The organism is Brachyspira hampsonii (assembly GCF_002214805.1).
Taxonomy (GTDB): domain Bacteria; phylum Spirochaetota; class Brachyspiria; order Brachyspirales; family Brachyspiraceae; genus Brachyspira; species Brachyspira hampsonii.
Window position 1 is genome coordinate 2,556,991 of the sequence record NZ_CP019914.1, and the last position, 19,255, is coordinate 2,576,245.

Annotated in this window: 13 protein-coding genes and 1 pseudogene; 9 read left to right on the plus strand and 5 right to left on the minus strand. The window is 26.1% G+C overall.

Translation table 11 applies throughout. From position 1 onward, the window contains the following. Positions 1-352: 352 nt before the first annotated feature. Both BHAMNSH16_RS11240 and BHAMNSH16_RS11245 read left to right on the plus strand, forming a co-directional pair. A complete protein-coding gene (locus tag BHAMNSH16_RS11240) occupies positions 353-2,386 on the plus strand; it encodes an AAA family ATPase (protein ID WP_069731573.1) in 2,034 nt (677 codons plus the stop codon). A gap of 214 nt (positions 2,387-2,600) precedes the next feature. Beyond that, positions 2,601-3,020: a rhodanese-like domain-containing protein gene (locus tag BHAMNSH16_RS11245; RefSeq protein WP_069731572.1), complete on the plus strand. Its 420-nt coding sequence runs from the start codon at positions 2,601-2,603 to the stop codon at positions 3,018-3,020. Between the two features lie 61 nt (positions 3,021-3,081). Here the strand turns inward: BHAMNSH16_RS11245 and BHAMNSH16_RS11250 are convergent, their stop codons facing one another. Continuing rightward, on the minus strand, positions 3,082-4,605 hold the full coding sequence (locus tag BHAMNSH16_RS11250) for a bifunctional metallophosphatase/5'-nucleotidase (protein WP_008731315.1): 1,524 nt from the start codon (positions 4,603-4,605) through the stop codon (positions 3,082-3,084). A gap of 138 nt (positions 4,606-4,743) precedes the next feature. Here BHAMNSH16_RS11250 and BHAMNSH16_RS11255 point away from each other — a divergent pair, with 138 nt between their 5' ends. The 3 genes and pseudogenes from BHAMNSH16_RS11255 to BHAMNSH16_RS11265 form a co-directional block, all read left to right on the plus strand. Continuing rightward, positions 4,744-6,129, plus strand: a complete 1,386-nt coding sequence (locus BHAMNSH16_RS11255; RefSeq protein WP_008731314.1) for an MATE family efflux transporter — start codon at positions 4,744-4,746, stop codon at positions 6,127-6,129. Between the two features lie 187 nt (positions 6,130-6,316). After that, positions 6,317-8,266: a methyl-accepting chemotaxis protein gene (locus BHAMNSH16_RS11260; RefSeq protein ID WP_008731310.1), complete on the plus strand. Its 1,950-nt coding sequence runs from the start codon at positions 6,317-6,319 to the stop codon at positions 8,264-8,266. A gap of 339 nt (positions 8,267-8,605) precedes the next feature. Continuing rightward, positions 8,606-8,761: pseudogene (locus tag BHAMNSH16_RS11265) on the plus strand (methyl-accepting chemotaxis protein); the annotation flags it as partial. 93 nt (positions 8,762-8,854) lie between these two features. Here BHAMNSH16_RS11265 and BHAMNSH16_RS11270 read toward each other — a convergent pair. The 4 genes from BHAMNSH16_RS11270 to BHAMNSH16_RS14665 form a co-directional block, all read right to left on the minus strand. Beyond that, the gene (locus tag BHAMNSH16_RS11270) at positions 8,855-9,829 is read right to left on the minus strand and encodes a DNA-methyltransferase (protein ID WP_069731570.1); all 975 of its coding nucleotides are present in this window, start codon (positions 9,827-9,829) and stop codon (positions 8,855-8,857) included. A gap of 21 nt (positions 9,830-9,850) precedes the next feature. Next, the gene (gene guaA, locus BHAMNSH16_RS11275; RefSeq protein ID WP_008731777.1) at positions 9,851-11,395 is read right to left on the minus strand and encodes a glutamine-hydrolyzing GMP synthase; all 1,545 of its coding nucleotides are present in this window, start codon (positions 11,393-11,395) and stop codon (positions 9,851-9,853) included. Positions 11,396-11,860: 465 nt separating this feature from the next. Further along, complete coding sequence (locus BHAMNSH16_RS14660) at positions 11,861-12,346, minus strand: hypothetical protein (protein ID WP_241033609.1); 486 nt, start codon at positions 12,344-12,346, stop codon at positions 11,861-11,863. 60 nt (positions 12,347-12,406) lie between these two features. Continuing rightward, on the minus strand, positions 12,407-12,553 hold the full coding sequence (locus tag BHAMNSH16_RS14665; protein WP_241033610.1) for a hypothetical protein: 147 nt from the start codon (positions 12,551-12,553) through the stop codon (positions 12,407-12,409). 1,107 nt (positions 12,554-13,660) lie between these two features. Here BHAMNSH16_RS14665 and murJ point away from each other — a divergent pair. From murJ to BHAMNSH16_RS11300, 4 genes are all read left to right on the plus strand, one after another. Then, the gene (gene murJ / locus BHAMNSH16_RS11285; RefSeq protein WP_069731569.1) at positions 13,661-15,274 is read left to right on the plus strand and encodes a murein biosynthesis integral membrane protein MurJ; all 1,614 of its coding nucleotides are present in this window, start codon (positions 13,661-13,663) and stop codon (positions 15,272-15,274) included. Between the two features lie 81 nt (positions 15,275-15,355). Next, positions 15,356-18,250, plus strand: coding sequence for a methyl-accepting chemotaxis protein (locus BHAMNSH16_RS11290; protein ID WP_069731568.1), 2,895 nt, complete (start codon positions 15,356-15,358; stop codon positions 18,248-18,250). A 116-nt stretch (positions 18,251-18,366) separates the two neighbouring features. Next, positions 18,367-18,750, plus strand: a complete 384-nt coding sequence (locus BHAMNSH16_RS11295) for a rod-binding protein (protein WP_008727009.1) — start codon at positions 18,367-18,369, stop codon at positions 18,748-18,750. A gap of 36 nt (positions 18,751-18,786) precedes the next feature. Continuing rightward, positions 18,787-19,230 (plus strand): DUF2752 domain-containing protein, encoded by a 444-nt coding sequence (locus BHAMNSH16_RS11300; protein ID WP_008727007.1) that lies wholly within the window; start codon positions 18,787-18,789, stop codon positions 19,228-19,230. Positions 19,231-19,255: the final 25 nt, after the last annotated feature.

The window sequence follows — 19,255 nt, forward strand, 5'->3', positions numbered from 1 at the left end:
TTTTTAGTAATCAATAAAAAATAAAATAAAAGGTTTGCAATTAGTTTGATGCTTTTTGCGAACCTTTTTTATTGTTTACATTTTTTCTTAGATGTAGTTTTACAAATAATATACTTGTTTCAAAATTGCTTTACAAGATGATTATGTATGAAATTTTTTTAATTTATCAATTATAAAAATAATGTTTTATATATTGTATAAAATATTATTTAAGTATATAAATATGCAGTCTGATCTGAGCATGCTTATAGGCTATGACTTTGTTAGTATGCAGAGTAAGGCTTCTGAAATGGTGGCATATTAAAAGAATCGGTGTGAAATAATAAATACATAAAATAAAAGGATAAAACTTATGAAAAGATACTTAACAATTAAAAACTTTAGAAACATCAATCCTGTAATAATAAATAATAAAGAAAATAATACATCTAAAAAAGAAGATGAAGTAAAATACGGCAGATTATATCTTAACGGCGATGTAGAGCAGGGGGCATTAATAAGCATCATAGGGGCAAACGGTACTGGTAAAACTAATATACTTTCAGCTGTAGAAAAAGCATTTAAAGGCGGTATAGATGATAAAATAGATAACCCTAAAATAGAAAGTTTTATAGGATGCAAACCTGAATTAGAAATATTTATTGAATCAGACAGCGGTATTATATATAAAGGTAAGTGTGAAGCTATAGAGATAAAAAAAGAAGGCTATAGCGAAGAATATGAATATAAATATGAACTTGTATGGGAATTAGAAGAAAATAAAATTAATACTGATAGTATATTAAGTAAAGATTATCTATTAAAGATAACAGATTATATATTTAAAACCGAAATGAACATAGATGAAAAGAATAATAAAAAAAATATAGATGAAAAAAATATAATTTATAGATGGAATTATATTTATGATATTTATAAAAATAATTATGAACTTGATAATAAATCAAAAAAAGAATACACTTACGAAGATATATTAAATTATACTGTATCAAAAATAATGGATATAATTTCTAAGTACAAAGAAAATGAAAATGTAGATAAATTAAAATTATTAATTAGCTTGCTTGATAAAACATTCTATATAGAAAATGAAGCTTCTAAATATTGCGAGTTCAATTTTAATGACAATTTAATTGATAAAAATTATTTTGAAAAATTATTATATATATTAAAAGAAATTGAATGTAAAGATATAAATATATATGTTCATAGAGAAAATATAAATGATAGTGAGCTTACAGTAAAATGTTATGGAACTAGAATAGATAATATTATATATAAATCTAATTTCCTGCGTTCATTATTCAAAGCCTCTGATAATATGGAAATGTATAATAATTTAATAGAAAACTATACTGATATATTATTGGATGTTGCTTTTACAAAGCAGACAGAAAGTGAAATAAATAAGCTTTTTGATGGTACTGTATCAAAAAAATTCAATGAGCTTTATAAATCAGATAATGAATATAAATTTAAAATAGCATTAGAGGAGCGTTCTATAAAAATATATTTTGAAACTAAAAACGGGCTTACAAATTTAGAAAATGAATCTGAAGGCTTTAATTGGTTTTTTAGTTTATTCTTCAATACAATAAATCCTAATGAATTAAAAAAAGGTGATATAATAATAATTGATGAACCAGAACAGCATTTATCGGTACCTTTAATAAAAGAACTAAGAAAATTTTTAAAAGAGTTTTCTAAAGATAATGGTATTACTATAATTACATCTACTCAAATTCCTTATTTTGCAGATATTCATTATTTAGATGAATTAAAAATAGTAGAGCCTAAACAAGACGGCATAGGAGTAAAAATAGAAAATGACTTTTCGGCTACTTATGGTAAGGTGGATACATTAGAAAAAATTATCAATGCATTTGGAGTTAAGCATATAGATATTATGAGAGATACTAAAATAGTATATGTTGAAGGTATTACAGATTATAATTATCTTACAGCTTTTAAATTATTAATGGAGCATATAGAAAATAGAGAAATAAATACAGCGTTCATGCCTATTAATGGGGTGGGAAGACCTAATGATGAAAGAAAGAAAAATGATATAATAGATTCTTTATGTAAACTTTCTGCTAAGCCAATTCTATTAATTGACAGCGATATTTCAGCAGATCAATTTACAGAGTTAGCAGAAGGAACAAATTTAAGAATAACTCAGCTTGAAGATATAAGTTCTAATTTTATTACAATAGAAGATTTATTTGATGATAAAGATAAACAAACTTATAAAATATATGAAAATCATAAAGATGCTTTAATTTCTGCTTTGTTCAAAAATAATATAATAGACTATTATGAAAAAAATATGATATCTCAAAAAACTATTGATAATTTCTTTAAGGTTATTAGAGAAATAGATTAATAGAAAATTATATTCAAAATAGAATGGGATATTATTTATATACTATTTTTTATCATTAATTTTAATAAAATATTTGAATTTATTGCCTTAAATTATAAAATACAAAAAAAATTAAATTTTCTCAAAAAATAATAAAAAATTAATATTTTAGGGAACTTTTATATGATGCATTCGTCTAATTAAGAAATTAAATATACCGGTAGGGAGTAGACCTATGAAAAGAAATCTTTTTATTATCATCACATTATTATTAACAGCTGTTGTATGTAATGCACAAACTAATGAAGCTTCATACGAACTTGACAATGTAAAAGTTGTTAATAAAAACGGCTTAGCTCTTAATGATTTTATATCATTATTGAAATCTGATCCTAATATAATATTAGTTGATGTCAGAACACCTCAAGAAATTAAAGAAACAGGAACTATAAAAAATGCTGTCAATATTGATTATAGAGCTAAAGGCTACAGCAAAAAACTTTTATCATTGGATAAAAATAAAAAATATATGTTCTATTGCAAAACAGGCGGACGCTCTGGAAAAACAGTGCAGTATTTGATTGATAATGGATGTAAAAATGTTAATTATCTCAAAGATGCAGGATATGGAGAACTTTCAGCTGCTTTGAAATAATGATAATTATTAATTTAAAAAATAGGGACTGTTTATTGCAGCCCCTTTTTTATGTAACAGATCATTGAAATATTATACGCTCTGTATTATCAATAGCACTTTCCGGAACATTTTTATATTCTTTTAAAGTTTTTATTATTAAATCTCTTATATCAAGTCCTGTATGTATAATATTTTCACCGTACTGAAATAAAGGTTTTCCGCTTTCATCAATATATTTTTCGCCTCCGTTAAATATATAATCAGCAACTGCAACTACATATTTTTCATTATCATTTATAATTTTTCCTTTTATATATGATTCTAAAAGTTTTCCATTGCTGTCAAAATTAATAATGCAGTCTTTTGAAACCTGTAAAAATGCTCCTTCTCCTTTTCTCGAAGCTGATAATTCTAATATATTTTTTAAATCTTTTCCATTTAAAGTTGTAAGTATTATTAAATTGTCAAATGGGAAAAACTCATACATATTTCCTAATGTAACTTTTCCGCTTGGAAGTTTTCCTCGTAAAGAACCTGAATTTATTAATGCTATATCAATACCTTCCTGAGATGAAGCAGCTATATCAGAAACGAAATTTCCTAAAGCAGTGGATTTATTTCTGACATTTTCATCAGTAAGTTCATAGGGAAGTTTTGCTATTTCGATATTAAACTCTTTATCCACTTCAATCTGCATTTGATGTATTTTAGCTAATATATTTTCATCTTCTTTTATGTTTTCATCTAATCTATTGAGTTTACATTCAGGATAGGCATATTTGCCGTTTTTGAATATTACATCAATGGTGCCAATATACTCTCCGTATTCTCCTGCCTGAACTATTGTTGTTTTTCCTATAACAACAGGACTATTTAATAGAGTATGAGTATGTCCTCCTATTATTATATTAAATGTATTTGGTATTTCCTGAGCTATTTTTTTATCAGTATCGAATCCTGCATGACTTAATAGAATTGTTATATCGTTTGTAGTATTTAATGGTATTTCTGCTAAGAGATTTTTTAAAGATGTAACCTCATCTTCTATATCTATATAATCAAGTCCCTGAATTATATTCATTTTTTCACTTTGCAAAACTCCTACTATTGCTGTGTGTATGCCGTTAATATTTGTTACTATATATGGAAGAACATAATTTTCACCTGTTGCTTTTACTTTAACATTGCATGCTATTGTTGGGAAATTTCTATTGCTCATAATATTATTTAACTGTTCTATTCCAAAATCAAATTCATGATTTCCCAAAGTTGACACATTAAACCCCATGTCATTCATAAGTTCTGCCTCGTCCATACCTTGATATACAATAGAAAATACGCTTCCTGCAATCGTATCGCCTGCATGCATTACTATAACATTTTCATTTTCTTTTTTTACATTATCAATAAAAGTTTTTCTTCTGGCGGCACCTGCGTATCTGTTTGTAGAGCCGTCTTCTTTTGATATAGTAATGAATTCCTTATTTTTTGAATGTGTGTCATTTACATGTACTATTGTAATAACTTTTTGATTATTTGTATTATTGGAACATGATAAAATAAAAATAAAAATAAAAATAATTAATAGATATAAGTTTTTCATTTTAATATCCTAGCATATAATAGTTTAATGATATAATATTAACTTTTAAAGTCAATAATTTAAAGTTTGACTAAAATATAAATAGGTTTATGATATATAAAATGTAAACTATATTAAAAAATAATAGATGAGATAATTATGAGTAATGAAGCAGTATTTAATAATAATTCAAAGTCAAATGATCTTGCCAATAAGCCTGTAGGAAAATTACTTTTTCAATTAGCACTTCCTGCAATAGCGGCACAAATAATAAATGTACTTTATAATGTTGTAGACAGAATGTATATAGGTCATATTCCTGACATTGGAGCAATGGCTTTAACGGGTGTAGGAGTTACAATGCCTGTTATAATGGCTGTGTCGGCATTTGCATATCTTATAAGCATGGGAGGAGCACCTCGTGCTTCTATTATGATGGGAAAGCAGGATTATAATAAAGCAGAAGAAATAGTCGGAAACTGTGCTATGACATTAATTATTATTTCGGTAACTTTAACTATAATATTATTATTATTTTCCAAACCTCTTCTTATGGTTTTCGGAGCAAGTGAAAATACTATTATATATGCATTAAGATATTTAAGAATATATTCAATGGGAACAATATTTGTTCAATTAGCTTTAGGACTCAATGCTTTTATTACTGCACAGGGTAAAGCAAAAACAAGTATGTTTACAGTTTTGATAGGTGCTTTAACTAATATAATATTAGATCCTATATTTATATTTGTATTTAATATGGATGTGAGAGGTGCAGCACTTGCCACTATTATATCGCAGGCTATATCTTGTATATGGATACTTTCTTTTATGACTTCAAATAGAAGCATATTAAAATTGAAATTAAAAAATTTGAAGATATCTCCTAGTATAGTACTTCCATGTTTAGCTTTAGGTTTTTCTCCATTTATAATGCAGTTTACAGAAAGTATTTTATTTGTGTCTTTCAATACATCACTTTTGAAATATGGAGGAGATTTAGCCGTTGGTGCTATGACAATACTAAGCAGCATTATGCAGTTTTCTTTTCTTCCTATAATGGGACTTACTCAAGGGGCTCAGCCTATTGTAAGTTATAATTACGGAGCAAATAATTTAAATAGAGTCAAATCTACTTTTAAGATACTTTTAATAAGTTGCGTTTCATTTTCTTTTTTAATGTGGTTTATATCTGAATTTTTTCCTTATGTTTTCGTAAGAATATTTACAAGTAATGGAGAATTAATAAATTATGCTATTTGGGCTTTAAAAATATATATGGCAGCTTCATTAATATTTGGAGCACAAACTGCATGTCAGCAGACATTTGTTGCTTTGGGAAATGCTAAAATATCGGCATTCTTAGCTATATTAAGAAAGGTTATATTATTAATACCGCTTATATTTATATTGCCAATATTTTTTGAAAATAAAGTAATGGCGGTACTGCTTGCAGAACCTATAGCTGATTTTTTAGCTGTTTGTACAACTGTAACATTATTTACTATTTCTTTTAAAAGATTACTTAAAAATAGTTCTATATAGTAATATTATATAATATTTTATTGTTTTTAATTAATAATAATTATTAAAAAATATAATTATCAATTATATTTATATATATTATGTCTTTTTTTTATTAATAAAAATTATAACATAATTAATTTTATATTGAAAAATAATATTATTTATAGTATACTATATTTTAATTGATGATTTAGGGTTTTTTATTATGTTAAAAAAATTAAATTTAAATATAAAAATTAGTCTAGTAATATTAGTACCTTTAATAATAATGCTTATAATATCAAATATTGTTAATATAGTATATGTGAGAAAATCAACTATAAAACTTATATATAGCATACTTGATAATAAAGCTAAATATGAAGTTGTTATGCTAAAGTCTTTTATGTATAGAGATTCAGAATATATAACAGGTTTAGCAAATACTTTATCTGGATTTTATAATGATAATATTTTAGATAGAAATTTTTATGAAAGAGTATCATATAATTTTTTGAATAATTTGCCTAAAAGAGTAAACGGATTATTAATAGCATTTGAGCCTAATATAATCGGAAATGATAATGATTATGCAAACTCTGAGAAATATGGTTCTTCAGGCGGACGATTTAATTATTATGTATCAAGAGATAATGATATTATTAAAGATAATTATTTTGATAATAAAATATTTCAGGAAAAGTATTATACAGAAACTTTAAGAAGCGGAGAAATATATATTACAGATGTATATAGTTCTCCTTTGCATAATAATGCTATGATTTATACTTGGGCTGTACCTATAAAATCAGGAAATAGAACTATAGGTGTAATTTGTGTAGATGTTCTTATAGACACCATTTATGGTATATTAGAGAATATTCAATTATTCAATGGTACAACAACAACGCTTTTTGATAATTCAGGATTGATTGTTTATGATAGTGATAAAGAAGAATATATATTTAAAGAACTTCATGATATATATCCTTATTACAGAGTTCATAATGTATTTGAAAATATTGTAAATGGAAAGAGCGTATTATTTCAAAATTTCAGCGGTACATTGCAAAAATATTATACCTATTCATTTACTCCTATGGAAATAATAAAAAATAAGTATTGGGGATTAAAGGTAACAGCCCCTAATGATGAAGTATTAAAAGAAAGTAATACTATAAGAAATGTTATGATTGCAATATCTTTAATGATAATTATTATAAGTTCTATAATTGTGCCTATAATAATTAAAACAAAAGTATCTAATTTGATAAAGGTTTTAGCTAATGATATTACTTTTATGTCTCAAGGAGATTTAACTGTTGAGATACCTAAAAGACTTTATAATAGAACTGATGAATGGGGAGATATAGCAAGAGGCTGGGATAAAGCTATGAACAATTTTAATAATATAATAAATACAGTTAAGCATTCAGCAGAACAAGTTTCCACAGCTGCTAATGAGGTATTAATAGGTAATAATGATTTATCTCAAAGAACAGAAACTCAAGCCTCCAGCTTGGAAGAAACAGCAGAATCTATGAATGAAATGGCTAGTGCTATAAAAGAATCATCAGAAAGTGTTGCCCAAAGTGCTTCTATGGTATCAGATGCGAAACAGTCTTTAAATAAAGCTGGTGATATAGTATCAGACAGTGTGAATAAAATGAATGATGTATATGAAGCTAGTGCCAAAATAATGGATATTACTAAACTTATAGAAGGAATAGCCTTTCAAACTAATATACTTGCACTTAATGCTTCGGTAGAGGCTGCTAGAGCTGGTGAACAGGGACGAGGATTTGCGGTTGTAGCTAGCGAAGTAAGGAATTTAGCACAGAATACTCAGGAATCTGTAAAAAATATTACTTCATTAATTACAGATAATAATGATAAAATAAAATTAGCTGCTGCAAGTGTTCAGCAGTCTCAGGATATGTTTAATGAAATACTAGAAAAAATGGATAGAGCTTCCTCTATAATGGATAAAATTAATGCTGCTGTACAGGAACAGGAAAATGGAATAAATCAGGTAAATATTGAAATTAGTAATATAGATTCTTCTATACAAAAGAATGCTGCTTTAGTGTCTGAAGCTGCTTCTGCTTCTGAATCTCTTCTCAGTGAGGCAAATGATTTGATTAAAGCTATAGAATATTTTAAATTAAAATCTTAATTATATAATATTTTATTAAAATTATTTTTTTACGATTGAAATATATATGTAAATTATGTATAATATATTAGGAAATATTAGGGTTTTTTGTTAGAAATTCGAAATTAATTTAAAATATAGTAATGCCATTATTAGCGAATCGTATATTTAAATATTTAAAAATCTTTATAAATATATAGTTTTTATTTTAGTATAATTATTATAAAAAATTAATCTTATATAAAGGTTTAATTTATGTTTAAAAGAGTAAGTCTTCAGGTAAAAATTAGTTTAATTATATTAATACTATTATTGATAATGATTCCAATTATAATTATAAATAAAGTTGTTAAGACGGTAAAAAATGCTGCTGAAAGTGTTGCCCAAAGTGCTTCTATGGTTTCAGATGCTAAGGAATCTTTGAATAAAGTCGGAGCTATAGTATCAGACAGTGTGAATAAAATGAATGATGTATATGAAGCTAGTGCCAAAATAATGGATATTACTAAACTTATATAAGGAATAGCTTTTCAAACTAATATACTTGCACTTAATGCTTTGGTAGAGGCTGCTAGTTTATAACTTAAAAAATTGGTAATGGAATAATAATTACTGATTAATATTTTTTATTTTTTTCTGCATTGATATAGTGTTTCGCTCCCAAAATACATTATCAGTATAGCCTTGTATTTCTTTATTCTGTTCGGCAAGCTCTATTCTTTTTTCTGCCCAAGCACAATATGTTTTATGCTGTTCTATCCCTGAATAATTTCTGCCTAGCTTCTTGGCTACTACCGAAGTAGTGCCGCTTCCCAAAAAAGGATCAAATATAAAATCATTGGCATTTGAGCTGGCTAATATCAATTTAGCAATTAACTTTTCGGGCTTTTGTGTAGGGTGAGCAGTGTTCTCAGACATAGACCAATAAGGAACTGATATATCATCCCAAAAATTAGACGGACATGTATCTCTGAAATTTCCATCTTCTGTTTCTATCCAATCTTTGGGTTTCCCTTCTATTCGGTATGGAGCTATTACTTTTCTTCTTATCTTGACATCATCTACATTGAAAGTATATTTATTGGATAGGGTAGCAAACCAAATATCTTCCATTCCATTCTTCCAATTATTTTTTGCCCCTCTGCCTTTCTCTCTCTGCCAAGTGATTCTGTTTTGTATATTGAAATATTTATCTAAAACATTTCCTATTATAAGACTAGATTTCCAATCGCAGCATACATATATTGTGGCATTTTCTTTTAATATTGGAATAATGCTTTCTACCCATAGATGAGTGTATTTTTCATAGCTTAAATTATCTATATCTTTAAATTTAAAACCATGATAATTTTTGGATATATTATAAGGCGGATCAACTATCATTAAATCAGCTATATTTTTTTCTATTTTTTTTAATACATCAAAAGTATTTCCATTTATAGTTTTGTTTATAATATCTTCTCTTTTATATTCTGTTATATTTTCATTATCTATAATACATTTATTAAAGTAGAATTTTCCTTCTTCAGTATTTATATCAAAATCAATAGTTTTATTCTTAACTGATTTAACTTTTGTATTCATGTATTTTCCGCAATTATAAAATTATTCCCATTCTATAGTAGCAGGCGGTTTTGAAGATATATCATAAACAACACGGTTAATACCTTTTACTTCATTTATTATTCTGTTTGATATTATACCTAATACATTGTAGTCAATTTTAGCCCAATCTGCAGTCATAGCATCAACACTCTCAACAGCTCTAACAGCACAAACCTGCTCATAAGTTCTGCCGTCGCCCATAACACCAACACTTTTTACAGGAAGAAGCACAGCAAATGACTGCCATAATTTTCTGTAAAGCCCTGCCTTTTTTATTTCAGCAACAACTATATCATCAGCCTCCTGAAGTATTTTAACTCTCTCTTCTGTAATGTCTCCAAGTATTCTAACTGCCAAGCCAGGTCCTGGAAAAGGCTGTCTGTATACAATATCTTCCGGTAATTTTAATTCAAGCCCAATTTCTCTAACTTCATCTTTGAATAATTCTCTGAAAGGCTCTAAAAGTTCAAATTTCATGTCTTTAGGAAGTCCGCCTACATTATGATGGCTTTTTATCACTGCAGAACTTCCCCTTAATGATACACTCTCTATAACATCTGGATAAAGCGTACCCTGTGCTAAAAAGCCCACATTCTCTATTTTTTTAGCCTCATCACTGAATACATTTACAAATTCATGACCTATTATTTTTCTTTTTTGCTCTGGGTCTGTAACACATGCTAATTTATCCAAAAATCTCTTTGAAGCATCAACATATATCAAATCAATATTAAAATTATCTCTAAATACTTCTACTACTTTTTTGTCCTCATCTTTTCTTAAAAGACCGTTATTAACGAATATACATTTAAGCTGTTTTCCTATAGCTTTTTCTATTAATACAGCAGCCACTGAAGAATCAACTCCTCCAGAAAGTCCAAGTATTACATTTTTATCCCCTACTCTCTCTTTTATTCTATTAACCTCATATTCTATAAAAGAGCCCATATTCCAATTTTTCTCGCATTTACAAATATTAAATAAAAAGTTTTCTATAATTTTTATTCCATTTTCAGTGTGAACTACTTCAGGGTGAAACTGTATAGCATAAATATTTTTTTGTTTATTTTCTATAGCCGCAAGTTCTGTATTAGGAGTTTTTGCTATAAGTTCAAAACCTTCTGGTATAGATTTTATACTATCTCCATGGCTCATCCATACTATATTTTTTTTATCAAATGATTTGAATATGCTTTCATGATTAGTTATTTCAATTTCTGCTTTTCCATATTCTCTTTTTGAAGCACTTTCAACTTTTCCGCCCATAGAATATACTATTATCTGCATACCGTAGCATATACCAAGTATTGGAATACCTAATTCAAATAATGCTTTATCAACTTTAGGGGCATCTTCTTCATATACACTTGAAGGACCTCCTGAAAGTATTATTGCTTTAGGATTAAATTCTTTTATAAAATCTATTGAAACATGAAAAGGGTGTATCTCTGAATAAACATTCAATTCCCTTATTCTTCTTGTAATAAGCTGAGTAAATTGTGAGCCGAAATCTAGTATTAAAACCTTATCTATATTGCTTTGCATATATTTCCTCTTTTATGAAATGCGATTAATTGAATAATATTATACCAAAATAATAAAATTTCAATTAATAGTTATCATAATATAAAATATACATTAAAATTTTTTACTATGCACGGTAAATTGATTTTTTGTATAATTAAATTGCATTACTTATATTATTTATTTTGTATAAAAGGTTAATCGTGCGTTAATTAGCACATCAAGTTTAAAAAAATATAGGGTGGGTGTTCTAATTCATATTAAAGCAATAAATATAAATAAAATTATAAATCCAAAATTAATCATTAAATATAAAGGGTGGGGTATTAGAATAAAGTTAAAAATCTATTTACATTCCCCGCCCTTTATACTTTATTGTTTAATTTGAATTTTTAATTCTATTTATATCTGATACCTATATATAAAAACATGCCCGCCCAAGTTTTACTTAAATTTATAGTTTTATATTATTATCTTTTTAATATATTAATTTCCAAATTTCATTCCTAAATTAAAAGCTATTTCAAAACTAGAAAAACCGTATTTTTTGATATTATAATTGTCATAGTAACCAACAGCACCGCCTCCAACACTTGGATATCCGCTGTATATTTTTTGATAATCTTCATAAGACATATTAGCAATATCATAGAATATATCAAAATTATATATTAAACTTACACCAAATAAAAAAGCTATTTTCTCATTAAAATAAAAATAATCATCTATCTGAAGTTTTATATATGGTATAAACGGATAATCAAATTTTCTTTTTATATCTTTGAATGAATATTTTTCTGCCAAATGACTTTTATAATTTTCATCAGCATTATTATTCATTGTATTATAATATCCACCAGATAATGCTATTTTCATTCCAAAGCCTATACCTATATTAAGCTCCATTTTACCTTCATAGTTTGGATTAATATTTTTTAGCAAAGATGTAAGATTAACAGCATATTTGGGCATTAATCCTATATTTAATGTATGAAAAACTAAATTCTGAGCCGCACTATATATTTGATTGTTTCAATAATTATTATCAGTTTGGGCTTTAAATCTAGAAGCGAAATCAAGTCTTGAATAGCCTATTTCAGTTAATATACTTATAGCATTATTTTCATTTATATTGAATCTATACCCAAAATTTCCAGTAACCCCAATATTAAAACTCATATCTGATTTAGTTGTATCTATATAAATATTTCTGACAAAATTCCATTTAGGATCCTCTATATTAGGAAATGTAGAAGTAATGCCTATTGGTACATATATACTAGCTTCAAATTATGTAAATGCCGATTTAGTAAATAGTGAAATAAATATTAAAACTGATAACACTATTTTTTGCATGCAAACTCATTTAATTTAGTTTTATTAAAAATGAATGTTTTATCTTATATTTAAAAACTTAAAAAATATATACTATAAATTTATAGGTTTATCAATTTTTTATTTCTCACTGTAAAAATAACCCAAAAGTGCGGGTATGAAATTATTTCAAAACCATACTGATTTTATATTTAAGGTAAATTATAAATTTTAGTTAAAATATAGCATTTAATATTTTATTCTTTGTGTTAATAAAAGAATTATGTCAATAGATATAAAAATATATTTACATACCCCGCCCTTTAAAGTTTTTTATTTTTTTAGAATATAGAATTTTTAATTACTTTATAGTCTAATTAGAAAAAGCATGCCCGCCCAAGTGCCCATTAATTAAACAATATTATGTTAATTAAAATATGTTAATTCTCTTTTATTACTTTTTTATTTGGTTTTCGTTTTTTATTCTGCATGTTTGGTATGGGAAAGCTATATTACAAAAATAGTATAAATCTTAAAAAATAATTTAATAAAATAAATTTTGATATATAATTATTATAGATTTAATATATAATAATTAATGATTCAAATGAAAAAATAATAAATGATAAAAAACAGGCTTTAGAAAATTTAAAGAAATATCAAGGCAGATTGCCTGAAAATTTTTATTATAAAAAAGAACTAGAAGAATATAGAGATGAAAAGAATTTTAATTGATACTAATGTAATTTTAGACTATTTAATGAACAGATAGCCATTTTTTGAAAATTCTAAAAAATAATAGACTTATGTGTTAATAATATTATAGATGTTATATAGCAGAATATACAATAACTAATTTATTTTATATACTTTTATAATATTGTTTATACACTGTTATATTTAAAAAGATTTTTATATGAAATTAATAAAATTATTATTTGAGTTGTAAATTTAATAAATAATAGAGGCAATATGTCAGAGAATAAAACATTAAGCAAAGAAAAGATAGCTAAATCATCATTAAAAATGTCATTGGTAACAACAGTAAGCAGAGTATTTGGGCTTGTAAGAGATCAGATACAGGCGGCTTTGCTTGGTACTACATTCATAGCAGATGCTTTTGCAATAGGATTTATACTTCCAAATTTATTGAGGCGATTATTTGCTGAAGGTAATATGGTCGCTAGCTTTATACCTGTATTTACTGAACTTGAAAAAGAAAAAGGTATTGAAGAATCAAAGAAATTTTTTAGGGCAGTTTTTACATTATTAGGATTAATATTGATAGTTGTTGTATGTATTGGTATAATAATATCCCATTTGCTTGTTAGAATACTTTATAAATCAGCACATAACAATATAGAGGCACTTAATCTAGCATCGGATTTATCAAGAATAATGTTTCCTTATCTTTTTTTTATATCTTTAGCAGCTTTAATGCAGGGCGTACTTAATATAAGAGGTTATTATTCCATATCAGCAGCTAGTCCTATACTTCTAAATACTGTAATTATATCTATGGCATTGTTCTTTAAATTCTTTCTGCCTGATTTTTTTAATAATATGGCTTATGTATTCGCCTTTGCAGTATTGCTTGGAGGATTTGTTCAATTTGCATATCAAATGCCTTTTGTATATAAACAAGGTTTTAGTTTCAAGCCTTATTTTCATTTTAAAGAACCTTATGTTTTAAAGATGATAAAATTATTTGCTCCCGGTATTTTTGGGGCTAGTATATATCAGATAAATTTGCTTGTTTCTACGGCATTTGCAGGAGCTATAGGAGAGGGCAGGGTTTCAGCTGTTACTTTTGCTACTAGAATACATGAATTTGTTTTAGGTGTTTTTGCTGTAAGTGTTGCAACAGTTATGCTTCCTACTTTAAGTAAATTAATAGCCGACAATAAAAAAGATGAGGCTGTTGAGAATTTAGGTTATTCTTTGAGGTTAGTTGCTTTAGTTACTATTCCTGCAACTTTCGGATTTGTGGTATTGGGCAGAGAAATTGTGAGAATGATATTTGAGTATGGAGCTTTTTCTTCAAAATCTACATATTTAGTATCAAGTGCTTTAAGGTATTTATCTATATCATTATTTTTTGTGGCAAGCTATAGAATACTTGTACAGTCATTTTATGCTATGAAAGATATGAAAACTCCCGTATATGTAGCATTTTTTACATTTATTATCAATGCTTTTAGTAATTATTTATGTGTTTATATATTTAAATTCGATATTATAGGAATATCTATATCAAGTGTTGTTGCAAATATTGTATCTTTTTGTATACTATATATATTGCTTATAAAGAGAATGGCAGTGAAATCGATAATAAATAAAAAAATAGAGGTTTTAAAGACATTGGCTGCTAGTTTGTTTATGGCGGCTTCTGTTTATGGAATGAAATATTATTTATTATCCGGCAATGCAGATTCTAGGATATTTTTTATATTAAAAGTATTTGCAGTAATATTATTAGGAGTAGTCTTTTATTCTATAATAAATATTATATTAAGAAATGATGATTTTGTTTCTTTTATTAATATGTTTAAAGGCAGATTATCAAGAAAGTTTATAAAAAAATAATATATATCATTCTTAATAATAACTCAAAAATATCCGACAATTTAAGTAATAATTTTTTTTATTTAATATAAGGTTTTTTCTATGAGTTTAAAAAATAAGGTACTTTTATTAGTTATTATAGTTGTAATTTTAGCATTATCTCCAACAATTTTTATAAACACTAAAACAAATAGAGAGGCATTATATAATTCTGCGATGAATATTTCACAGAACTATTTTTATGATGTATCTTCTACTTTTGATAATATATTTAATTCAACTACGGTAGGTACTGTTTCTTTGGCAGATATAGCTACTGTATCTTATGATTTATACTCTACAGGAACTGTTACTGATGTTGCTACTAATTTAAGATCGGTAATATATAGATTCCATAAATCTCAATTAGGTTTGCATCATGTTATAGCAAATGGTATATATTTTGAACCTGATATCATAGCTAATAATCCTTATATGAGAGGTCTTTATTCTCTGTATTTGTATGATGTAGGAAATACTGGTAATATGCAGCCGAAAATAGAAAGTGCTGTAGATAATTATAATAAAGAGGAATTTTATTATTTAGCTATTCCTGAAACTTGGAATAGAGAAGCTAAAAGACCTAGAACTATTTATTACTCTTCTCCATATTTGAAGAATATTGATAAGCCTCAGAAAGTTATTTCTTTTTCTTCTCCAATATATTCTACAGTTAATGATAATCTTATAGGAGTTGCTTTATCAGATGTTTCTTTGGAAATAGTTCATGAAATGTTTACAAATATAGTAAAGACAGGACCTTTTAATACTGTTATATTCGATTCTAGAGATAGGAAAATAGTTTATCATGATAATCCTAACTATATATTAAGTGATTTAAAAGATATAGAATGGATTAATAATTTAATAAATAACACAACATTTTATACTAATACTAGAATAATGGAAAATTATAAAGTTGGAGATAATACTTATACATTGTTATTTAAACAGTTTGATAATGGTTTTTATAATATATTTATGTATGTTCCTACAAGCTTTTTCTATAATGTATTAGTTACAACTAATAATACAATATTCTTTATATTAATAGTTGCGATTATAGTAATAATAGTAGTTTTGAATATTACTATTCCTATATCATTAAAGCCTTTGGATAGAATATCTCAGGAATTAGAATCCGGTGTATTTGATAATAATATATTTGTTAATGTAAGTAAGATTAATTCTAGGGACTCACTTGGAGATTTAAGTACTTGGATAAGAATATTTTTTGATATGGTTCAGCATGTATTTTCAAGTGTATCAAAAACTCTTAAAGTATCAAAAGAACAAAGCAATGCTTTAAAAGTTAAGATGGCGGATATATCTGAAGCGGCTGGTTCTATGACTGAGTCTGTAAGTATGATAATAGATAATATATCATCTCAGCAAACCGAATTCAAACATGTAGAAACAAGTAATTTAGAAATATATAAAATTATAGCTTCAAGTTTGGCAGAATTAATTTCTATAGATGATATGACTAATAATCTTCAAAGTAAAATTGATGATCAGTCTGTAAGCATAAATCAAATTAATTCATTAACTATGACCATGCAGAAGGATATGCAGGAAGTGTCTGTTTCTGTGGGTAAGGCTAAAGAAGAATCAGAACATGTTGTAGCTTTGGCAGAGGATAGCAAAGAAAAAATAGTAAAAACAGAGAATATTACAAAATCATTAATAACTTCTATAAGAGGTATTACAGACTTTGTAAACTCAACTATTGATATATCTCAGCAGACAAATATGTTAGCGATGAACGCTGCTATTGAGGCAGCACATGCCGGCGAGCAAGGTAAAGGTTTCGCTGTTGTTGCTGAAGAAATTAGAAAATTGGCTACTACAACAAATTTACAGTCTGAAAAAGCTTGGAAAATATTAAGAGATATAGAAAAAGAAATGAATCAAATTATGTCAAGTATGACAGAAAGAATAATAACTACAGAAGATATGTTAGCTAAACTTCAAAATTTTGTTAATACTATGACTAAAGTAAAAAAAGTAGCAGATGAAAAATGTGATTCTACAAAAGAAATAAGCGTATCAATAGAAAGTCTGCATGATGCTGTAAAAGATATTAAAGAACAATATACTAATTTGCATGGCAGAATATCCGTAGCTAAAGATGATTTAGTAAATCTTTCTGATTTCTCTAAGAAAAATGATGAGGCTATGAAACTCGTATCTGAAAATAGCGATGATATAGTTTCTAAAACACAGGATATGGGAAATCATATAGGAAATGTATTTGGACTTATAAAAGAAATAGAACAGCTATCTAATGTTGCAAGCGATTCTATGGATATGTTAGAAAAAGAAATGTCCAATTATGTTATAAAAGATTTTGAGGATGTTATTAAAGAAAAAATCAAAATTATTAATGAAGGAGATAGAGCATACAGCAGACAGGCTTTTGTTAAAAGTATTTATAAATTTGTTGTAACTACTTTCGGAAAAGATAAATTCAGCCATCTTTTAGAGCAAATGCCTGATGAATGTAAAGATATATTCAAAGATGTTAAAAAGACTAAATTTAGAAAGAAATATCCTTTATCTACATCTTGTTTCATACCTATGACTTCAATAATGGATGAGTTTTATGATGGGGCTAGAGAAGGTATAAGAGAAAAAGCTAGATATGATTTTAAAAAGTTTAGTTTTGTGAAAAAATTATTTATCAAGATTGCTAAAAAGAATTCTTTAGCTGATGTTTTTGTTAATTTCAGTAAGAAAATGTTTAAAAATATTCATATAGAGGTGGTTAAAGCAGAAAAGAGACGCATTATTTACCATCTTCATTATTTCCCTAATTATGATTCTATGATAGAAACTTATTTTGATGAAATAATAAAAAATATATTTAGATTTAAATATCCTAATGGTTCTAAGGTAAGAATGACCAAGTCTATAAGTAAAGGTTATATTTATACTGAATATATAGTAACTTGGTAATTATCATAAAATATAAGGTCTGAATCTTTAATGGTTCAGACTTTTTTATTACTAATATATTTTTAATCATTTCCGATATAATTAATGATATAATTTTATTATAGGAAATGTATATTATGAATATAACTGATAAATATAATTTAAGTATGGGCAGTGCCAATTTGACTAAATTAGAAAATGCTAAAAAACAATATGGAAATACTAAATTCTCTATAGATGATGCTAATACAGAAAATGTTAATGAGGCAGTATCTAAATATAATAAAGATTTTGAAAAAAAGCGTCTAAGACAAGTATCCGAAGACTTTGAAGCTTTGATGATTAATCAAATGCTTAAAGAGATGAGAAAAACTGTAAATAAAAGCGGTTTAATAGACGGAGGTATGGCAGAACAGATATTTGAGGATATGCTTTATGATGAGTATGCAAAAGAATTCTCAAAAACAAAAACTTTTGGTCTTGCTGATATCATATATAATCAAATGGAAAAATATGTATAATATAGTTTTAATTTATAAGCATAATAATTTAATATTATGATAAAAATTTTAAAACTTATATTAATATCTTTTATAGCATTTTTTATAAATTCTGACAGTAATAAATATTCTGATATATATTCTATTTCTATAGATGAATTATGTATGATTAGAAATGTTACAGGGTTTCCATGTCCCGGATGCGGAATGACAAGAGCACATATAGAAATGTTGAAATTAGATTTTAAAAAGGCGTTTTATTATCATCCGCTGTTCATATTTCCAAGTATTATTTTCTTTGCAGTAATTTTTAGAAAAAGATTCAAAATTGCAAATTATATTTATCATAATAATTACATTATAATCTCTATATTATTAATTTTTATAATAGTCTATATTGTTAGATTTGTATTACTATTCCCAAATGAAGAGCCTTTTACATATAATTATGACAGTAAATTTTACAAAGCATTCACAATTGTAAAAAATATTCTTAAATAATTATATTATGTAAATTTATTTTATG

Bases quoted from the DNA above. Each gene is read 5' to 3' on its own strand.
- guaA (WP_008731777.1), bottom strand. From the start codon at position 11,395: ATGCAAAGCAATATAGATAAGGTTTTAATACTAGATTTCGGCTCACAA.
- BHAMNSH16_RS11270 (WP_069731570.1), bottom strand. From the start codon at position 9,829: ATGAATACAAAAGTTAAATCAGTTAAGAATAAAACTATTGATTTTGAT.
- BHAMNSH16_RS11260 (WP_008731310.1), top strand. From the start codon at position 6,317: ATGTTAAAAAAATTAAATTTAAATATAAAAATTAGTCTAGTAATATTA.
- BHAMNSH16_RS11245 (WP_069731572.1), top strand. From the start codon at position 2,601: ATGAAAAGAAATCTTTTTATTATCATCACATTATTATTAACAGCTGTT.
- BHAMNSH16_RS11240 (WP_069731573.1), top strand. From the start codon at position 353: ATGAAAAGATACTTAACAATTAAAAACTTTAGAAACATCAATCCTGTA.
- BHAMNSH16_RS14665 (WP_241033610.1), bottom strand. From the start codon at position 12,553: ATGAGTTTTAATATTGGGGTTACTGGAAATTTTGGGTATAGATTCAAT.
- BHAMNSH16_RS11300 (WP_008727007.1), top strand. From the start codon at position 18,787: ATGATAAAAATTTTAAAACTTATATTAATATCTTTTATAGCATTTTTT.
- BHAMNSH16_RS14660 (WP_241033609.1), bottom strand. From the start codon at position 12,346: ATGCCCAAATATGCTGTTAATCTTACATCTTTGCTAAAAAATATTAAT.
- BHAMNSH16_RS11290 (WP_069731568.1), top strand. From the start codon at position 15,356: ATGAGTTTAAAAAATAAGGTACTTTTATTAGTTATTATAGTTGTAATT.
- murJ (WP_069731569.1), top strand. From the start codon at position 13,661: ATGTCAGAGAATAAAACATTAAGCAAAGAAAAGATAGCTAAATCATCA.
- BHAMNSH16_RS11295 (WP_008727009.1), top strand. From the start codon at position 18,367: ATGAATATAACTGATAAATATAATTTAAGTATGGGCAGTGCCAATTTG.
- BHAMNSH16_RS11255 (WP_008731314.1), top strand. From the start codon at position 4,744: ATGAGTAATGAAGCAGTATTTAATAATAATTCAAAGTCAAATGATCTT.
- BHAMNSH16_RS11250 (WP_008731315.1), bottom strand. From the start codon at position 4,605: ATGAAAAACTTATATCTATTAATTATTTTTATTTTTATTTTTATTTTA.